The organism is Kitasatospora sp. NPDC004745 (assembly GCF_042873275.1).
Lineage (GTDB): Bacteria > Actinomycetota > Actinomycetes > Streptomycetales > Streptomycetaceae > Kitasatospora.
This window is the reverse complement of sequence record NZ_JBIALK010000032.1, coordinates 56,197-74,529: the sequence shown is the minus strand read 5'-3', so window position 1 is coordinate 74,529 and position 18,333 is coordinate 56,197. Positions and strand designations below refer to the sequence as shown.

Annotated in this window: 18 protein-coding genes; 13 read left to right on the top strand and 5 right to left on the bottom strand. The window is 67.6% G+C overall.

Annotated features, from left to right (window positions below):
• Nucleotides 1-1,455: a transfer protein gene (locus tag ACFYUY_RS34940; RefSeq protein ID WP_387906773.1), complete on the top strand. Its 1,455-nt coding sequence runs from the start codon at nt 1-3 to the stop codon at nt 1,453-1,455.
• 7 nt (nt 1,456-1,462) lie between these two features.
• On the opposite strand, the gene ACFYUY_RS34935 is transcribed toward ACFYUY_RS34940, so the two are convergent.
• Complete coding sequence (locus tag ACFYUY_RS34935) at nt 1,463-1,609, bottom strand: hypothetical protein (protein WP_318277776.1); 147 nt, start codon at nt 1,607-1,609, stop codon at nt 1,463-1,465.
• Between the two features lie 142 nt (nt 1,610-1,751).
• On the opposite strand from ACFYUY_RS34935, the gene ACFYUY_RS34930 reads away from it, so the two are divergent.
• From ACFYUY_RS34930 to ACFYUY_RS34915, 4 genes are all read left to right on the top strand, one after another.
• A complete protein-coding gene (locus ACFYUY_RS34930; RefSeq protein ID WP_387906770.1) occupies nt 1,752-1,946 on the top strand; it encodes a hypothetical protein in 195 nt (64 codons plus the stop codon).
• 254 nt (nt 1,947-2,200) lie between these two features.
• A complete protein-coding gene (locus ACFYUY_RS34925; protein WP_387906767.1) occupies nt 2,201-2,326 on the top strand; it encodes a hypothetical protein in 126 nt (41 codons plus the stop codon).
• A gap of 200 nt (nt 2,327-2,526) precedes the next feature.
• Nucleotides 2,527-3,150 (top strand): hypothetical protein, encoded by a 624-nt coding sequence (locus ACFYUY_RS34920; protein ID WP_387906764.1) that lies wholly within the window; start codon nt 2,527-2,529, stop codon nt 3,148-3,150.
• Between the two features lie 95 nt (nt 3,151-3,245).
• Entirely contained in the window at nt 3,246-4,001 is a 756-nt protein-coding gene (locus ACFYUY_RS34915; protein ID WP_387906762.1) for a hypothetical protein, read from the top strand.
• Nucleotides 4,002-4,119: 118 nt separating this feature from the next.
• Here ACFYUY_RS34915 and ACFYUY_RS34910 read toward each other — a convergent pair whose 3' ends face one another.
• On the bottom strand, nt 4,120-4,470 hold the full coding sequence (locus ACFYUY_RS34910; protein WP_387906759.1) for a hypothetical protein: 351 nt from the start codon (nt 4,468-4,470) through the stop codon (nt 4,120-4,122).
• Nucleotides 4,471-4,747: 277 nt separating this feature from the next.
• On the opposite strand from ACFYUY_RS34910, the gene ACFYUY_RS34905 reads away from it, so the two are divergent.
• Nucleotides 4,748-5,170 (top strand): hypothetical protein, encoded by a 423-nt coding sequence (locus ACFYUY_RS34905; RefSeq protein ID WP_387906757.1) that lies wholly within the window; start codon nt 4,748-4,750, stop codon nt 5,168-5,170.
• A gap of 913 nt (nt 5,171-6,083) precedes the next feature.
• Nucleotides 6,084-7,553, top strand: a complete 1,470-nt coding sequence (locus ACFYUY_RS34900) for a hypothetical protein (RefSeq protein ID WP_387906755.1) — start codon at nt 6,084-6,086, stop codon at nt 7,551-7,553.
• Between the two features lie 55 nt (nt 7,554-7,608).
• Here the strand turns inward: ACFYUY_RS34900 and ACFYUY_RS34895 are convergent, their stop codons facing one another.
• Nucleotides 7,609-7,938, bottom strand: coding sequence for a hypothetical protein (locus ACFYUY_RS34895; RefSeq protein ID WP_387906752.1), 330 nt, complete (start codon nt 7,936-7,938; stop codon nt 7,609-7,611).
• On the opposite strand from ACFYUY_RS34895, the gene ACFYUY_RS34890 reads away from it, so the two are divergent.
• Both ACFYUY_RS34890 and ACFYUY_RS34885 read left to right on the top strand, forming a co-directional pair.
• Nucleotides 7,937-9,379, top strand: coding sequence for a hypothetical protein (locus ACFYUY_RS34890; protein WP_387906750.1), 1,443 nt, complete (start codon nt 7,937-7,939; stop codon nt 9,377-9,379). The genes ACFYUY_RS34895 and ACFYUY_RS34890 overlap by 2 nt on opposite strands.
• Nucleotides 9,380-9,428: 49 nt before the next feature.
• Complete coding sequence (locus tag ACFYUY_RS34885; protein WP_387906747.1) at nt 9,429-10,157, top strand: endonuclease domain-containing protein; 729 nt, start codon at nt 9,429-9,431, stop codon at nt 10,155-10,157.
• Nucleotides 10,158-10,233: 76 nt separating this feature from the next.
• Here ACFYUY_RS34885 and ACFYUY_RS34880 read toward each other — a convergent pair whose 3' ends face one another.
• Entirely contained in the window at nt 10,234-10,554 is a 321-nt protein-coding gene (locus tag ACFYUY_RS34880; protein ID WP_387906744.1) for a transposase, read from the bottom strand.
• A 179-nt stretch (nt 10,555-10,733) separates the two neighbouring features.
• Here ACFYUY_RS34880 and ACFYUY_RS34875 point away from each other — a divergent pair, with 179 nt between their 5' ends.
• Together ACFYUY_RS34875 and ACFYUY_RS34870 are read left to right on the top strand one after the other, a co-directional pair.
• The gene (locus ACFYUY_RS34875; protein ID WP_387906834.1) at nt 10,734-10,931 is read left to right on the top strand and encodes a helix-turn-helix domain-containing protein; all 198 of its coding nucleotides are present in this window, start codon (nt 10,734-10,736) and stop codon (nt 10,929-10,931) included.
• Between the two features lie 507 nt (nt 10,932-11,438).
• Nucleotides 11,439-11,594, top strand: coding sequence for a hypothetical protein (locus ACFYUY_RS34870; protein ID WP_387906741.1), 156 nt, complete (start codon nt 11,439-11,441; stop codon nt 11,592-11,594).
• 1,551 nt (nt 11,595-13,145) lie between these two features.
• On the opposite strand, the gene ACFYUY_RS34865 is transcribed toward ACFYUY_RS34870, so the two are convergent.
• Nucleotides 13,146-13,706, bottom strand: a complete 561-nt coding sequence (locus tag ACFYUY_RS34865; RefSeq protein WP_387906738.1) for an RNA polymerase sigma factor — start codon at nt 13,704-13,706, stop codon at nt 13,146-13,148.
• 924 nt (nt 13,707-14,630) lie between these two features.
• On the opposite strand from ACFYUY_RS34865, the gene ACFYUY_RS34860 reads away from it, so the two are divergent.
• Together ACFYUY_RS34860 and ACFYUY_RS34855 are read left to right on the top strand one after the other, a co-directional pair.
• Entirely contained in the window at nt 14,631-14,963 is a 333-nt protein-coding gene (locus tag ACFYUY_RS34860) for a trypco2 family protein (RefSeq protein WP_387906735.1), read from the top strand.
• Between the two features lie 78 nt (nt 14,964-15,041).
• Nucleotides 15,042-18,212, top strand: a complete 3,171-nt coding sequence (locus tag ACFYUY_RS34855) for a tetratricopeptide repeat protein (protein WP_387906733.1) — start codon at nt 15,042-15,044, stop codon at nt 18,210-18,212.
• The last annotated feature ends 121 nt before the right edge of the window (nt 18,213-18,333 follow it).

The following is an 18,333-nucleotide window of genomic DNA, read 5'->3' as shown; positions in this document are numbered from 1 at the left end:
GTGGGCCTCATCTACGAGCTGACCGTCCAGGCCCCGCCCGGCGACGTCATCGGCTACGACATGGCCCGCCTCGCTGACGCCATGGACATCAAGGACCCCGCCCGCCTGGCCGTCGAGACCCACGGCAGCCGGGGCCTGGTCACCATCTACCCCGAAGACCCGCTCGCCGACGTCTTGCTGCCCGACCCCGAGTGCCTGGTCATGGACTCCACCGGCCGGATCTGGGTCGGGCTGCACCACAACGGGCGCCGCACCCGGCTGCGCCTGTACGACCCGAAGTCCGGCTCGGCGCAGCGGATGCTGCTGTTCGGGACCACCGGCGCCGGTAAGAGCACCGGCGGGCAGATCATTCTCGCCGGGATGAAGCGCTCCGGGGTCGGCGTGTTCTACGCCGACCTCAAGGGCGGCCAGTCCGCCCCGGAGGCCCGCGGCAACTGCGACTGGTGCGTCTACACGCAGGAGGGCGCCATCGCGCAGCTGCGGGTGTTCTGGAACGTCATGAAGGCCCGCGAGATCAGGTACGCGGCGGCCGGTCGGTCGAAGTTCCTGATGGACCGTCCGGACCCGCTGATGTACATGGTGGTGGACGAGGCGAACCGGCTGCTGGAGAAGGGTGCGCCGTACCGGGACGAGGCGACGTTCTACATCAAGGACATCGGCCGCACCGGCCGCTCCCTCGGGATGGGTATTGCGCTGTTCGCGCAGGCCGGCCACCTCGAGGAGCTCGGCGGCTCGGACACCCTGCGCTCCATGCTCAAGGAGGGCGAGGTGATCCTGCTGCGCTGGACCTCCAACCTCATGCGGCAGCTGGTCTCCGACGGCCTGCTCCCGGCCGGGCAGAAGCTCGCCGCGATCCCGAAGTACGCGGGCGCCGTCGAGCTCGTGTCGCAGTTCGACGACACCGAGGCGGACGAGGACCGGCCCGGCACCCAGGGCAGCGGCTACCACCTCTCGGGCCTGCACCCCACCGCCCGCATGCGGTTCTTCAAGGTCGGCTCCGACGTGCCGACCGAGGGCCTGGACCCCGAGATGCTCGCACTCTACGGCGACGGAGAGCACGCCACGCTGGAGAAGGAGTCCTGGGAGCCTGCGGGCGAGGCCTACGTCGGAAAGCTCGACGGGATGGAGGCCTACCAGGCCGCGTGCCCGGAGAAGTCCGAGGAAGGCGAAGCCGACGGCGCGGGCAGCCGAGGCCTCGGCGGCAACGGCGGGCACCGGGGCGGGGGCGGTCGGGGTGCGCGCAGCGCGCCGGTCCCCGTCATCCCCGCCTCCGCTCCCGAGCCGAGGACCGCCTCCCGGCTCAACCTCACCGACCGCGTGCTGGCGGTGCTGGAGAGCACCGACGGCGAGGACCTGGACGACCTGGAGATCCTCGCCGCCGTCAACGCCGACGGCGGCCGCAAGGTCAGCCTCGGCGGCGTCCGCAACGCACTCACCGGCCTGCGCGGCGGCTGATCAGCGGTCAGTCGTCGTCGCAGAAGTTCTCCGCGTCGCAGTTCCAGCAGAACCAGGACTCGGGGACCTCCACGACGTTGCAGCAGTCGCAGCCCTCGCCGTGTACCCGGTTGTCCGCATCGCAGTTCCAGCAGGCGTAGTGCACGTGCGCCACCACAACCCCCTCGTCTCCCAGCCCCGCACCCCAGTGGTGCGGAGCGCAGCCCGAACCTGACGTACCACCAGGCCGGATCAGCAAACACCACACCCGGTCCGCCCGTCTGCCCAACCCGTCAACGACCCGCCAGGAGCCAACCGTGGCCGTCACCGTCTCCCTCGCTGTTCTCTTCGACGTCATCACCGTCTTTCTCTACCGGGGCCGCGCGGTCGGCTTCTGGCCCGCCTTGGCCCTCGTGCTGTTCGGCTTCACGCTCTCCTCCACCGGCGCCGGCCCCGCCATCAACCAGCTGCTCACCAACCTGGTCACCGCGCTCAGCAACGCCGCCTCCTGACCCGCCACGCTCCCGGAAGGACCCGCCTGTGAACCCCAGCCGCCCCGCTCGTCCCGCGCCCATGCGCATCCGCGGCCAGGTCAGCACCGTCGACCTGCTCCTCGCCGAGGCCTCCCTCGACCCGCGCATGCGGTTCCAGCCCTGCTCGGGCACCGCCGAGGACGCCGTCACCGCGCTCGACGCCCACCGGGCCCTGATGGAGCTGCGCTCCCGCAGGGCGCTGCGAGCTGCCGTCCGGCCCGGCCCGCGCCGACGTGGTCGTCCTGGACGAGGCCGCGTACCTGATCGGCCCCTCCTGCACCGGCAAGCAGTCACCCGAGACGGCCCGCCTCATCCGCCAGATCATCGCCGCCGGCCGCACCACCCGCATCAACGACTGAACACCTCGCCGCCACCTCGGCCGTGCAGCAGCCCCACCCGGAGCGGCGGGCACGGCCGTCTGCCGCGCAGCAGCCGCCCCGCTCCCGGCCTCTCCGGGGCCGCCGGACCCCGCCCGTCAACGGGCCGGGCCCGGCGGCCCCAGAAGGCGCCGCGGCGCCCCCGCACCCACCTCCCACCTCCCACCTCGAAGGAGACCGCCATGCCCGGCACCGACCGGCAGGTCATCCTCCTGGAGCCCGGCTACCTTCCCGCGAACGTGGACGGCAGCCTCGTCGCCGTCCCGATGAGTCCCGACGCCCGCGACACCACGAGCGTGCCCGCACTCGTCGACGGCGAGGCCGCAGCCGTGCCCGTCTTCGACGTGAGCACCCACCTGGACGCCATGGCCCCCCGCCTGGCCGACCACCGCCGCGCCGTCGACGCCCAGGTCCCCGTCCCCGCGGCCGCACCGGCCGCCGATCCGGGCCTGCCGCTGGCGATCCGCCAGTACGTCCTGTACGGCTCCATCGCGTCCCTGGCGGCCGGCGGGGCGGTGTGGATGCTCGGCGCCGCCGTCGCCGAGGTCGCCCCGCACGCCGACCAGCTCGGCGACCTCCTCAAGTGGGCTGCCGTCCTCGTCGCCGCCGTGGTGCTCGGCGTGGCCGGCCTGCTCGGCAAGCTCCGCTCCGTCACCGCCGGGGCGAAGGGTGCGTCCGCGACGGCTAGCGGCGACGGAGCCAGCGCGACCGGCACCGTCCTGGCGCTGGTCCACCGCAACCACACCACGACCATCGGCAAGCAGTCCGCCAGCTGGCGCGGGGTCATCAACAACCACAACGGCTGAGCCGGTCCACAGGTCGACCGGCACCACGCCGCCGGGCCGGCCGCACGACGCGGTCGGCCCTTCACCACACCACCACCCAGAACAGGAACCCTACCGTGAACCAGCCCACCTCCCCGTTCGGACAGCACCAGCCCGGCACCTCCTCCGACGAGCAGCAGGCCGACACGCTGCGCGAGGCCACCGCCCGCAAGCTCCGCACCGCCACCGCCCCCGGCGGCTGGCTCGACCAGCGCCGCCGCGACCTGGTGAACGCCATCGACGACTGGGACGACGCCGAGCACTGGGTCCGCGTCCTCACCTACACCGTGGCCCTCGCGCTCGGCGTCCTGGTCCTCGCAACCGCCGGCGGCATCCTCTTCCAGGCCGCGGCCGCCGTCATCGGCGCCGTCCACCTGCCCGAACAGCTCCCCGGCAGCGGCCTGGCCGCCACTATCACCCGCCCCGTCCACGCCTACCTCGCCGTCCACACGCCCGCACCGCTCACTTCCACCGCCGCGGCCGGCACGTGGAAGACCTTCGGCTTCGCCGCCGGGGCCTTCGCCTGCTTCTCCCAGGCCGCGACCTGGCGCCTGGCCTGGACCGCCTGGGCGATCGCCACCGTCGCCATGGTCTGGAGCGGCACCGACCCCGCCGGCCGCACGGTCGCCGTCGGCATCACCGCGGCCGCCCTCGCCGCCGCCTCCGCCCTCGCCTTGCGCGGCATCACCTTCAGCCTGCGCCCGCTGGTGATCAACAGGACCGAAGTCCAGCCGCAGATCACCGTCCAGGCACCCGCGCCCAAGCCCTCCCCCGCAACGGCCCGGCTCACGTCGCTGCCGAACCCCTCCGGCCCGTTCGACCAGCGCCGCTGACCCGCCCCCGGGTGGCGGCCCACCGGCCGCCGCCCCACCACCTGCCCCGCACCGCCGACAGGAAGGCCCCACCACCGATGAGCTGGGCGATATCCCGCGAAGCCCGCATCGCAGCACTCTACGAACGGCTCCACCACCGCTCCACATCCTGGTCGGCCTCACCGCCGGCAGCCCCTCCCACGCGGGCATCCAGGCCGAATGCGACGCCCTCCACGCCGAGATCCGGCGCCTTGAAGCCGCCGTCAGCATCTCCCCCAAGGCCGTCCTGGTCACCATCGGCCTCATCCTGCTGATCGCCTGGAGCCTGCTCCACCACTGACGACCGGGCTCTGACGCTGCCCACCACCGCGCCCCGCCCACGTGCCAACCAGGCCCGGCGGCGGGGCGCCGTGGTGCGCGGCGCGGCCGCCCGGCCGACACCGACCAGATCGGAGAACCCGTTGAGCACGCACGACAGCACCCCGGCCATCCCGCAGCACCGGGGCGACCTGCGCGACCTCGAACCCCTCGCCGCCAGGGTCGCCGCCGCCCGAGACGGCCCGTCCCGCTCCCGCCCTCGACCCCGCCGCCCGCCAGGCCCTCATCCGCCTCCTCACCGAGGCCGCCGCCCGGGGCGCCGCCATCAACCCCCAGGCCGCCCTGGCCGCCCAGACCCGCGCCGACGAGCTGCGCGCCGGGCTGGACTGACCCGTTCGCCCGGCCCCACGGCACCGCCCACCCGACACCACCGAAGAGGACCCACCACCATGCCCCGCCGCAACCTGCTCCAGCTCCTGCCCGCCCGTATGCTCCACCGCTTCGGCTACCACCTCGCGCTCCACGACCCGGCCGCCCTGGCGGCCGTGCTGGAAAGCAACCTCGACGCCGCCCGAGCGGCCCGGCCCGCGGACCTGCGCAGGGCCCTGGCGAGGTCGACCTCGCCGATGGAGTTCCAGCCCGGCCTGATCGGCCTGCACCGCGAGGCGGCCGACAACGTCGTCTACCTCTGCAACGCCGCAGCCGCCTCCGAGACCAACCTCGACCTCCACGACCCCGACCAGCGCCAGCTCTACCAGGACCTGCTGGCCACCGTCGGTGCAGCCGAGGAGCTCCGGCTCCGCGTTGCCACCGCCGCCGCCCACACGCTGCCCACCCACGCCGAGAGCGCCTCCGAGCTCCAGCACAGCTGACCGACGCTGCCCACCACCACGCCCGCCGCTCCCGAGCCATCCAGGCCGGGACGGCGGGCGTCGTGGTGCGGGGCGCGGCCGCCCGGCCGACGCCGACCAGATCGGAGAACCCGTTGCCGCCCAGTACGCCAGCCCGGCGAACCTCATCACCAGCATCGGCCCCGAGGCGACCCACTCCGTGGAGCACCTGCACATCCACCTGGTCCCCCGCCGTGCCCACGACGGCCCCCTGGACCGTCCCCGCACCCGTCGTCGCCCAGACCACCAGCGACGACCCCACCGGGGCCTGGCTCTGACCCGTTCCGTCCTTACGACTACTGCCCCCCGCTGTGCGTGCTCGGCTGCTGCCTGCTCCTGCTCCGAGCTGAGCGACGAGGAACGCGAGCAACTCACCGCGCTCACCAGCACCTGACCCGCCTAAACACCGACGCTGCCCGCCACGGCGCTCAGCCCGCTCAGGCCTCGGTCCAGAAGCCAGAACTCACAGTCGGCGGAGTCCGCTGTGTGGTGGGCCTCCCGGGCGACCTGCATCCTGGAAGTACAGGCCCATACTCCGCTGCAAATCCGACGCCGGAGAGAAGATCTCGCCAGCAGTGAGTCCCGTGCCTGTCAGGGGCACTCCGCACAGCCCAGCAGACCACGGAGGCTGGGGGTTGCCATTGGTCCCACATGCGGAGCCAAGCACCTCAGATGCCACTCCCAAGTGCAAGGAAGAGGTGGCGCGGCGCATGATGCGCGCCCTGCAAAGTCCTCCTCCTCGGCATCGCATCTGGCCGAAAGTATCCGCACCCCGGCTCCAGAGCTCCCACCGCTGGAGAACCCGTCGGCGCGGGATCCCGGAACGGGCCCGCAAGCACGTTGGTCTGGCTACCGTGGTGGCCGACTCGGCGTGAGAAGACCAACAGCGGGGACCGTGGTTCACAACGAGCGGGCACGAGGCGCCAGTTCGACACAGGAGTCGTTCTGGGGTGAACTCGCCCGCGAGGTACGTGAGGAGTTCGTCCCCCAAGGCGCGGAGGCGATCAAGCAGGCCTGGCGAGACTTCGTCGACGACGTAACCTCATGGCCGAGAGAGCGGCGGCGGGAACTCTGGGGCCTGGGGGAAGAGCGGAGAGCTCAGTTAGATGTGCTCCCGGAGCTTGACGCCGAGACCCGTGAGCGCATCGGGCCGCAGGTCGCTGCCGCAGCCCGGTCAGTCGAGATCCGGGCCAGTTGGGCGCGGGCGGTCTACAGGCTTTTCTTCAGACTGGACGTCGTCCTGTTCTGGGTGTTCGTGTTCTACATCGCGACCCTTGGGTGGTGGACGGCCCACGTCATCACCCGTGGTGCCCCCAGCATCAACATCTGGACTGTCGGTGGGGTGATGCTCGTCCTCTTACTGGTGACCACGCCACTCAACAACCGCGTCTCCCGTCGGTTTGGGGACGGCGGCCTGTTCCTGGTTCAGATTCTGACGGTGGTCGCCATGGTGAGTCTGGCCAGCCGTCCAGCGAGCTGGCAGCGGTACCTCGACGACTGGCAGAGCCAGCCAGACGTCATGGCCTGGCACTCGAGCGGCAAGGGCGACATCACCGTGGCCTCGTTCAGCCTGGACGGCAGCATCATCAACGCGCTGGCCGCCTCTGCCGTCGTGAAAGCCTTCTTCATCCTGCGTTTCATCATCTTGTACCTGATGCAGCTCTTCGGGCCGCGCGAGCCGCGGCGAGACCTCCTCTGCGCGCAGTTGCTGGACCGGCTCCTGGAAATCGCGCTCGCCCTTCAGGTGATGACTGCGGAGATGGCCGCCCCCGTGCAGGCCGGCGCAATGGACGAGGAGGACGAGGCCTTCGAGCGGGCGGGTGTCGGCCTGCGAAGCTACATCGCCAGTGACGGCCGCCGTCTTCTAGTTAAAGAAGCCGAAGAACTGGCCGAACTCGTCGAAGGGCGGTGGCGTCGCGCGATGCGCACGGGCGATCGCGCGGGGGACATGGAGATCAACCGGGTCGCCGAGGGCATCGCGGCGCGGTTACGCCACTGGAAGACGGTAGCCGCCGTCGGCGGTCCGGAGCTGGAGGCTATGCGCGGGGCGTTCACAGCCGCAGTGGTGAACGCCGCTGACGGGGACTGGAAGTCCATGGCCGCAGAGATTTCTGGTCGCGACCTGCTGAGCCGACGGCTGGGGCGTTGGGCACGTCGGCTCGCCGCCGTCGTGGTGCTCGTCGGGACCTGGGCGCTCATGACGGTGAAGCCGTTCACCTGGATCGAGACCGTCGAACAGGCGGGGCTGACCGCGGTGGCCTACGTCTTCGCCATCGGTGTCGCCACCACGCTGGACCCGGCCGCCCACGATCGTGTCATGGGAGCTATCCGTCAGTCCGGCGATTTCAAGGACAAGGCGGCCTGAGCTTCGTCGCGATTGGTCGTTCCGCAATGTTCGGGTGTTCTGCCGCTGAGGTGGGTCAGTGCTCGTAGTCCGCCGCTACGTCTGCCTTGATGAGCTGGTTGTTGAGCTGGGTAACGATGGCCGAGGCTTCGGCGATGCCTCGCCCAGCCCCGGGGGCGTACGGGTCGTTGGTCATGCGCGGTAAGACGCCGGCCTGCTGGATAAGGAGCCGTGCCATTTCGTCGACTAGCGCCTGGACCGCTTCCAGCGTCTTCGCCAGATCGCGCGGCCGTCGCAGGACACTGCCCGCCGAGTCGGCGATGCCTGCATGCCGGCTATCAACTTGGTTACCGATGAAAGGAGATCGGTTCCGCGGCGCGTGTCGGTGCTCTACGCTCGCGGCCATGACTGGACACCTTGAGCCCCGCCCGACTGGTCAGGTCACGGCTGACTCGCGCGAAACTGCGCTTCAAGGGCTGCTGTCGTTCGAAGCCCTGATCCTCGGCATCCTTGCGCAGTCCGGGCTACCGACCGAGGGTGTGCTGGTCGGTGTCGAGGAGCGGAACGCGCTCATGGAGAGCACTGGATTCGCGCTCAAACGGTTGCCTGTCGAGAAGCGGGGACAGGCGAGCTACATCTCCAAGATGATCATTGCTGGGTCTGTCGGGCTTTTCGACGCAGCGCTGAACTACCTGTGGGACGAGACGGTCTCTGAGCTTCGCAAGCGCGTCGTGAACTTCGATCTCCAGTACTTCTACGACGTCGCCGAGAAGTCCGACAAGAAGCGCATGGAGCTGAAGGACGAGGATGACCTGCCCAAGCTTGACGACCAGAAGCTTCTGAACGGAAGCCGCGAGATCGGCCTGATCTCCGACATCGGCTTCCAGGAGCTCGATCTCATCCGCTACATGCGGAACTGGGCGAGTGCTGCTCACCCCAATCAGGCCCAGCTCGACGGTCTCCAGCTGGCCAACTGGCTGGGAACCTGCATCAAGCATGCGATCACACTTCCCTACGACCAGGTCACGGCTCAGGTCAAGAAGCTGCTCGCGAAGGTCAAGGAGAAGCGACTCGATGACAGCACGATCAAGGAGATCACGTCCTTCTTCGTGAACCTCCCGTCCGTCCAGGCCGATCCCCTTACCTCTGGCCTCTTCGGTCGATACACCACCCTCACCACAACGCCGGAGACCCTGGACAACATCCGAGGACTCTGGCCGAAGCTCTGGGACCGAGTCTCGGACGAGGCCCGCTACAACTTCGGCCTTCGACTCGGTCGCTTCCGAGCGAACGGTGACGAGGAACAGGCGGACCTCGCTCGGCAGCTTATCGACCTCGTTGACGGAGCGACATATCTTCCGTCCGAGGAGAAGGCGTGGGAGATCGACGGCACTCTCGACGAGCTGATCGACGCACACAACGGTTGGAGCAACTTCTACACCGAGCCGCCGATCGCACGTCGACTTCAGGAACTCGTCGGCCAGCATGGCGATGTCCCAGACAGCTTGAACCGGAAGTACGTGCTCGGAGTCATCGAGGTCTTCCTGACCAACGGCAACGGTGTGGCCATCAACGCCGACCCGATCTATCAGGACCTGATCGCCAGGTTCAGCCCGCAACAGGCCTCACTGGCCCTAACGTCCTTCTCGGACCCCGTCATCGTCAGCAAGCTGCAGTGGGAGCGTTCTCAAGGGAAGTGGGCCGAGCTTCTAGGCCTGATCGGAAACAAGCTGACCGGCCGCAGTGATCGTGAGCTCTTCGAGGCCGTACAGGGATTCGCCGGAAAGCCTCATCTGTTGGTGAAGGACCCCGGGATCAAGATCCAGCTCAAGCGTTTCGAGAGCTGACGGACTGGGAACCGCACCTTGATCAAAGCGAGTACCGGTAGACGGAGAGATGGCTGACCAGGCCACGGAGGCATGCGCTTTCCAGGGATGTGGGCGCCGCTTCCGCGCCCGATCGAACGGCGTGCCATTGTGCAAGTCGTACTACGATCAAGCTCGCAAGGGACTCCCCCTCAGGCCGATCAGGCCTAAGTTGCCGGCGGGCACCTACACCACATGCCAGTTCAGCAGCCCACCGTGTGGCTGGCCGCACTCCTCCAGCGGTTACTGCGACAGGCACTACCAGCAGTGGTCGGACGGCAAGCCGCTCAGTCCTATCAGGGGCTGGAAGTCGCAGGCGGAGTGGGGGTCGACGTGCCGGTACAGGGACTGCGACGCCAGAACCCACTCGCGCGGCCTCTGCATCGTGCACTATGGCCGCGGGATATCCCAGTTCGCTCGTGATGCGATCCTCGCCTTGCAGGGCGGTCGCTGCCTGTGTGGGACGTCAGACCCGGGCATGCGCGGCTGGCAACTTGACCATGCGCACGATTGTGCTAGCGGGCACGAACCCAGGAACTACTGCAAGGACTGCGTTCGAGGCTCGTTGTGCATCTCCTGCAACCGACTTGCGATCGCGTGGTACGAGAATACGTACCAATCACACCCAGGGAATGTTCCCATCCCCATCTTTGAAGAGTGGATCAGGCACCGTGTCAAGTTTCACGGCGAGGTTGACTCCCCGGAGGTCACGGCGACCTATGTGACCTCCGGGGCTGGGCCGAGGAAAGCTGGCGCGTGACCACCCTAGCGCTATTTGAGGACGCGGCTTCGGGCGGGCGCGGCAGCGTTCGAGGTCCGATATCTGTTGAGACATATCAGAGCGACGTGCCTGGTTCGAGTTCCGCCGCGAACAGGACTGCGGCAGCTTTGAGAATTTTGTTGATCCGGCGCACGTCCGCATTCTCTTGCTCTAGCCGGCGAACTCTAGCGGCATCCGTGTCAGCAGAGTTGGAGAGCGAGTCGGCGTTAGCATCTGACTTATTGACCCAATGCTTCAACACCTCCGGGTGAATTCCCAGGCGCTCGCCTACTTCTCTGACAATGCCTGAGCGGCGCGGATTGTCTTGCCTCATCTTAATGACCGTCTGAACTCCGCGTTCGATCAGTTCCGGCGGGTACTTCCTTGGGGCTGGCATGCGGCGCTTCCTCTCGAAGAGTTCAGCTCCACCGACGGTGAACCCGCGGCTCGGCGCGCTAAAGCAACGATCAGCGCCGATTATGCACAGCTGTTCATGGCAGTCAAACGGCTGTCGATGTTCGAGTCGAACTCGTGCCGCCCACCGACCCGCCGGACCCTCAGTTCCACGCGTTCGGCATGCACCTTCGACGCCTTCGCGAGGCCCGGGGGCTCAGCCTTGAGGAGCTCGCGAGCAGGAGTGGACACAGCTTCCGCGGCGTGGTCTACATTGAGCACGGACGGCGCAATCCAAGCTTGATCACCCTTCTCAACCTTGCGCGAGGCTTGGGTGTCGAGCCGTCTTCTCTTCTTGTCATCTTTGATGAGTGTGAATGAGTTTGAGGCGCTCGTTGGCGCGGTTGGCGAGTCGAATACCTGCCCGGAGGGCCTGAGTGTCGCTCGACGTCCAATCTTGCTCTCCAAGGTTGGTGTCGCTGAGTTGGCGTTGGCTGCCCGCCTTGTGTGGCGTCCTGCGTTCTAAATTGGCTCAACCGTAATAATTCGCTCGACCATTTTGAGGCCCTTCTGAGTTAGCTGCACTACGTGAGGGAAAGGCTGCCGCCCTTCGCAGCCGCCCGTCGCCAGCACCTGGCTCAGCCCCTACGACAACAAGACACGCCTTGGCCAAGTCGCGGTTCGCGCGGTCAATTCCAGTGACGGAAAATGTGGTTGGGCTCTATGCGGACTACCAGTACGAGCGTGACGCGGTCCCAGAAGCAACGGCCTGCGACATGGTGTTCGTGAACCTGTTCCATGCCCCGCTCGGCTCGCTTCTGTGCTACTGGACGCACGACTACAGGACAGCCTCACGAAGCCTGGCCGGGCTCTGAAGGCGTCCAGGACATGCTCAGAGACGGTGAGCCGGTCACCTTCGCCGCCGTCGCCAAGCGGGCCGAGGTCTCCCACTGGCTGCCCCGGGAGTCCGGGAGCACATTGAGATGGCACAGGGCCGACAAGCCACTGATCCCGCCCGAGCTGAGCACGCCGGGCTACGCGTGAGCGGATCGAGCGTACGCACGGACCTGCTGCTCGCGCGCGAAGAGATCAAGCGGCTTCGCGGCGAGGTCAGCAGTCTCCGCGGCGGAATGCGCCTCGTCTTGGTCAACAGCTTGACCAGCTCGGCGCCCTGGACCTCACTGAGCGAGTCGCCGAACTCACCGAGGTGAACCACCGACTCGCTGCTGCCGCACGCGATGCCGAGGCAGAGAACAAGCAGCTCAAAGCACGTGTGACCGCTCTTGAGGATGATCTCGCGGCAGCCCGCACCAGCCTCCGCCGCATGATTCGGGAACGCAAAACTGACGCAGCGGCGAATCGTCCGGGCCGTCAGCAGCTCTGACGGCCCGGACGATCACGTGACTTCAGCTGGAGCTAGCAGCGCACACGAGGCATCCGAGTCACGGCCATCTTATTTTTCGATCATCACGGCCTCGCATCGGGATCCGTCCACCTCTGAAACCCCAAGCTCAATTTCTTGCCCGGGTCGAAGGCGGTCCCTATGGAAATCCCCTGGCTTGAATTGAAACTCCCACCTTGAGTCGACACCTACTCCATGGACCATGAGGACGCCGCAACCTTGCTCGAAGCTCCAATCCAAGACTCGCGCATGAAGCCAGAGCAGATCAGACCTGCGAATGGCGTCCGCCATTGAAGAGTTCCTCAATCGGAGCCTAATGCTCTGATTCTGGCTACGTCGCCGCTTGAGCCAGATTAGAGACTCCATATGCGAGCGCCGAAGCTGAGGTGTGACTCCTGGACTCCCGGCGCGCTTCGCCTCGACGAGGTGCCAATCACGATCTAGATCTACGCTAGACGGAAAGGAGCTCAACAGCGGAGCAAGGACCGGATATGCGGATACCGCAAACCTATGTAGCACGCGAGGGTCATCCGAATTTCCGGAAGCTGTCCACTCCCTGAAATCATCAAATGCAGGGGATGGCTTGTGCTTTCGAGAGCCAAATTCTGGGACTCCAAGCAAAATTGCAGAGAATGACTCGCTTGGGCTAAATTCCCGATGCGACTCCACGGATTTCACGAACCTCGCGGCTTGGACAACCCTGACTGCATCTCGATGCCCCATTTCGGAGGCCGAGGAGAGCCAAAGCCACACAACCCTTGAGTGCGCGAGATGAGAATTCTCGCAAACTTTCGAACCGGAGAGTGCGCTATCTGCGTTTCGGAGTCGCACCAGTGCCATCTCAAGCTCAGCCCATGCCCGGCGCCACGCAGCGCCAGGATGTTCAAGTTCGGCAGCCTTGTCATACCAGGCAGCCGCTGCCTCAAAGTGTCCCCGCTCCATTGCCTTGTTACCGAGGCGATAGGCAGTGTTTGAGAGCTCTGGGGCAAGGCGGGCCGGAGCCCCGGGCGAGCAGAGCTCGCCCGGGGCTGCGGTCATCGTGAATTCACCGTGATACGAGTCCGGTTCGACGTCCCAGACATCGCTCTGATTCTGCGCTTCTCGCAGCAGGGCCGCGAACCTACCGGAGGCCGGCCGGTACGACCGTTCCTCCGAGTTCTGATCTCCAAGCGGAGGTGTCAGATCGGGCTCCATCACTCACCAGCCTTTCCATAGTCACTGAGGGCCTCTCTGAGATAGGGCAGGGACTTACTCCGTTGGCTCCGGACAGTTGCTTCGTTCTTCCCCGTCTTCTCGGCGATCTCCGAGTCGTCCAGTCCGTCGCACTGATAGATCAGAACCTCGCGCGATTTCTTCCCGGGCAAGGCCTCGACGGCGGCCCGTACGGCGCCGATCTTCTCCTTGCGCTCCAGCTCTGCCTCTGCGGACGGCGCACCCCAGTCACGCTCAGCTGCCTTGGACTCCGCATCACGGATGCTCTGCTGTTTGCGAAAGTGATTAATAGCCATGTGCATTGCCGCCGTGAAGAAGTAGCCACGGCGCTTGTCCGCGTCGATCTTCCTCCATCTCCTGAGGACTGTGACGAACGTCGCTGACGTAATGTCCTCGCTGTCCTGAAAATTGAGGCCGTGCTTTTTCACCAGCGCGCGTGTTACGAGATCAAATACCTCGTCGTGCAGCTCCTCAGCGGTTCGGAGCTCCTCGGGGGTGAGGTCGAGGCAAGCCTCACCCCGCGAGTCGGGCGGGGTCACCACAGCCGATAGCCCTCCCGTCGCACTGCCGGTGACGTATCCCGTCGAACGGTCAGCTCGCTTCCATCAGCGCCGCGTTCGTGCACTGTGGTGCCCGGAGGCAGCGAGCGAAGCACAGCGTGCAGGCGCCGACGCCGTTCCCGCGCGAGGCGCTCGGTGAACCGTTCCCGCCACCATGCGGCGACGATCTCCGGGAGCCTGAGCTTCAGAGCGGCCCCGGAGAGCACCGCCGTGGCGAGGAAGACGAGCGAGATCCAGTCGGGCGGCTGATGCGGAGTCATAGATGCAGGGCTTTCGTATGGTCGATGGAACCGGGTGATCGGATGCGAGGGTGCACTCTCACCCCCTACGACGCTCCGCAGGCCGTGCTTGTGTAACCCGATCGCCAGATTCTTCATGCGACTTGGATGCGGATACCCCGCACCGACCTCTGCGGGCAGACCCAACGGTGTCCATCCCCGCGTGCTCGGGTCCAACCTGGAGACGATGCCCGGTCGCATGTGACCTATGTCACTGACCCGGCGGGTTTGGCCTGACCTGCGATGATCGGCTTCTGACCCCAGATAACCAGCGACCTGGAAAACAGCCAGCTGAACGCGGTCTCCGCGGCCTCGAACAGGGCCAAGGGCGACAAGGGCCCGGACGCCTGGCGCCCGCCGTCCGCCGCCTACTGGTGCACCTACTTCCGCGCCTGGACCGAGATCAAGTACACCTACGGCCTCAGCATCACCACCTCCGAGTAGATCGCGCTCACCGAGATGCTCGACACCTGCGCATAGCCAGCGACCGGTCTGCCTGCCTGCTCCACGTCGGACAGGCGGGCGGACCGGGGTCGAAACCGGCTTTCGCCTGCGCGGGCCGGCATCCGGGCTCTACGGTGTCCGCACCGACATGACTGCAGGTCAGGTGTTCAAGGGGTGGGTACGAATGGATGTTCCGCTGGCGGATGCGGTGGCAGCAGTGCGCGACGAGCTGCTGGAAGCAGCGGCCCGGGCCGGGGACGACCCGGGGGTGGTTTTCGCGGTCGGGCAGGTGGAGATGGAGTTCGAGGTTGAACTGCGCGCCGACGCGAAGGCGAAGGCCGGCTTCAAACTCTGGGCCGTCGGTGCCGAGACCGAGGCCGGAATCTCGCGCGCCCGTACCCACCGGGTCTCCTTCACTCTCACCCCCAAGCGCCCCGACGGAACCGACCTCCTGATCAGCTCCGTTCAGGAGCGCCCGGAAGGGCCCGGCGGCACCACCGGGCGCATCAAGGACTGAGAACCGGACCGCGGCCGACACCACGTAGCCCGGCCGCGACCACGTGGTGACAAGCAGGGCGGGCTGTAGGGAGCGTGGGTGGAGCGGGTACGTCTTGCCGGGGTGAACGGGCCGGGCGGACGCGGGTCCGGGTACGCGGTCGGCGGCCGCCTGGTTCTGACCTGCGCCCACGTCACCGGCTCGACCGGAACCAGGGTGACCGTCTTCCACCCGGCCGGCACCGGCATCGCGGGCGGGAGCGTGGTGTGGGCCGGCACCGCAGGCGGGCGCGACGACGCGGCGCTCGTGCTCGTCGACGACTCCCCGCACTGGCGACCGCCCACCGCTCCCGTCCTGTGGGGACGTCCGGACACTACTTGCCCCGGCACTCCGTGCGAGACCTGGGGTGTCCCCGACGAGGCCCAGCGCCTCGACTGCCCCATCGAAGCCTCGCACCTCGATGGTGAGGTGAACCCGGGCAGCGGCTTTGTCGGCAACCAGTACGTCATGGACCTGCGCACCCCCGCCACTGGATGGCCGGAGGACGGTACCTCACCGTTTGGGGGACTGTCCGGGGCGGCGGTGTTCTGTGACCGCTACCTGACCGGCGTCGTCGCCGCGGACCGGGCCCATTCCGCCCACGGCCGGCTCAACGTCGTCCCGGCCTACGTCCTGCACCACGACCCGGCATTCCGCACCAACCTTGGGACTCACGGTGGTGGTTCGGCGACCAAACTGACGGCGGTCGAGTTCCAGGACCTCGCCGACCCCGCCCAGGACCTGGCCCGGCGCCCCCGGCCCACAACCCCAGTAGCACTACTGGAGGCCGGACGGCAGACAGTCCCCTTCCATGGCCGTCAGGACCTGACCGCCGATTTGACCGCGTGGTGCCGACTGGACGGGGTCGGGGCATGGCTGCTGCATGGCCCGGGCGGACAGGGCAAGACCCGCCTTGCCCACCACCTCACCCACCAGCTCACCACCGACGGTTGGACCGTCCTGTGGCCGCGCACCAGAGCCCGCCCCGAACAGTTGCTGGATCTACGACGCGCAGCCAAACCCCTGCTGGTCGTACTCGACTATGCCGAAACCCGCCCCGGACAGCTCACCGCGCTCATCGAAGCCGCCGCCGAACACCCCGGCAACAGCCCGTTCAAGCTCCTACTCCTGGCCCGCACCGACGGCGACTGGTGGCAGCAGGCCCGCACCGCCACCCGCCAGGCCGAGGACTACCTCACCACCGCCCGCACCCACCACCTAACCCCCCTGGAGAACGACCCCGACCAACGCGCCGACCACTACCGCGAAGCCGTGTGCGCCCTCGCCGCCGCGCTCCCGTTCGTCGACGGCCTCGCAGGCCATGACTGGACAATGGCCGCAGCCAGCCTCCCCGAACCCCGCGGCCTCTGCCAGGACGCCTACGGCAACGCCCTCACTTTTCACATGACCGCCCTCGCGGATCTTCTCGACACCGTCCCGGCCGAACCCGACAGCAACAGGCCCGCACCCGTCAACGCCGCCGAGGGCGTGGAAGGTGCGCGGAACGTCGAGGACCGGCTGCTCGGCCACGAGAGCCGCTACTGGCGCGACAGCGCCGCCGCCCTCGGCCTCACGCCGGCGCTGAGCATGGACACCCTGAAAACCGCGATCGCCGCCGGCCACCTGACTGGTGCCACAGACCGCGAAGATGCCGACCACCTGTGGCGGCGCCTGCCCGCGCTCGCGGACCAGCCCCGCGACCGCCGCGACCAGGTCACCGTCTGGCTCGCCACTCTGTACCCCACCCCGGCGACTGGCGGACCGCTCTGGGGGACCCTTCAGCCCGACCGCCTCGCTGAACGCCACGTCGGCCGCACCCTCGAAGCTGTCCCCCGCCTCGCCGACCATCTCCTACACGGCGCCGACGACGCCAAGGCCGGACAACTCCTCACTGTCTACAGCCGCGCCGCTACACACTCCGTCTTCCAGGGGCTCCTCGACGCCCAGCTCACCGAACTGTGCGTCCGCCACCATCGGCAACTCTCAGCCCATATCGTCACCACCGCCACCCGCACCGACCACCCGACCCCGCTCATCACCGCCCTCGACATCATCACCACCCACCCCGACACCTCTCTCGACACTCTCAACGCGCTCCACGACCAGTTCCCCGAGGCCAGCCACCGCCTCGCCATCACCGCCGCCAGCCTTGCCAGTGAACTCGTCCGACACAACCGTGTCCTCGCCGAGGCCGACCCCGAGGCCCACCTGCCCGGCCTTGCAAATTCCCTCAACAACCTCGCCGTCAGCCTCAGCAGGGTAGGTCGGTGGGAGGAGGGCCTGGCCGCGATCCAAGAAGCCGTCACCCACTCCCGAACCCTCGCCGAAGCCAACCCCGTCACCGACCTGCCCGGCCTTGCAAAGTCCCTCAACAACCTCGCCGTCAGCCTCGGCGGGGTGGGTCGGTGGGAGGAGGGCCTGGCGGCGATCCAGGAAGCCGTCGCCATCCGCCGCACCCTCGCCGAGGCCGACCCCGGCACCTACCTGCCCGCCCTCGCCCTGGCCCTCAACAACCTCTCCCTCCGGCTCGGCCAGGCCGGCCGACAGCAGGAAGGGCTGGCCGCCATCCAGGAAGCCGTCACCCACTTCCGCGTCCTCGCCGAGGCCGACCCCGACGCCCACCTGTCCGACCTCGCCGATGCTCTCTACAGCCTCGCCTTCGGCCTTAGCTGGGTGGGTCGGTGGGAGGAGGCCCTGGCAGTAAGCCAGGAAGCCGTCACCCACTCCCGGGCCCTCGCCGAGGCCGACCCCGACGCCCACCTGTCGGACCTCGCCGACGCTCTCTACAATCTCTCCCTCCGGCTGGACGAGGTGGGTCGGCAGAAGGAGGGCCTGGCCGCGATCCAGGAAGCCGTCACCATCCGCCGCACCCTCGCAACGACTATCCCTGACGCCTACCTGCCCGACCTCGCAAGATCCCTCAACAACCTCGCCGACAGCCTTAGCTGGGTGGGTCGGTGGGAGGAGGCTCTGGCCGCCATCCAGGAAGCCGTCGCCCACTTCCGCGTCCTCGCCGAGGCCGACCCTGACGCCCATCTGTCCGACCTCGCCGACGCTCTCCACAATCTCTCCCTCCGGCTGAACGAGGTGGGTCGGCAGAAGGAAGCCCTGGCCACGATCCAAGAAGCCATCACCATCCGCCGCACCCTCGCCCAGGACAACCCCAGCCAATTCGGAGTCGATCTGCAGCAATCGCTGGCGATGGCCGCTTGGCTCGAAGGGCTGGAGTAGCCAACCTCAGCCCCTCCGAGGGGAATATCGCACGTTCGGAATAGTGTCATGTGAGGGCTCAGGACATAGTTGACGTGAAGTTCTCGGGACACTCTTGACAGTTTCTGATGGTGCTTCAGAT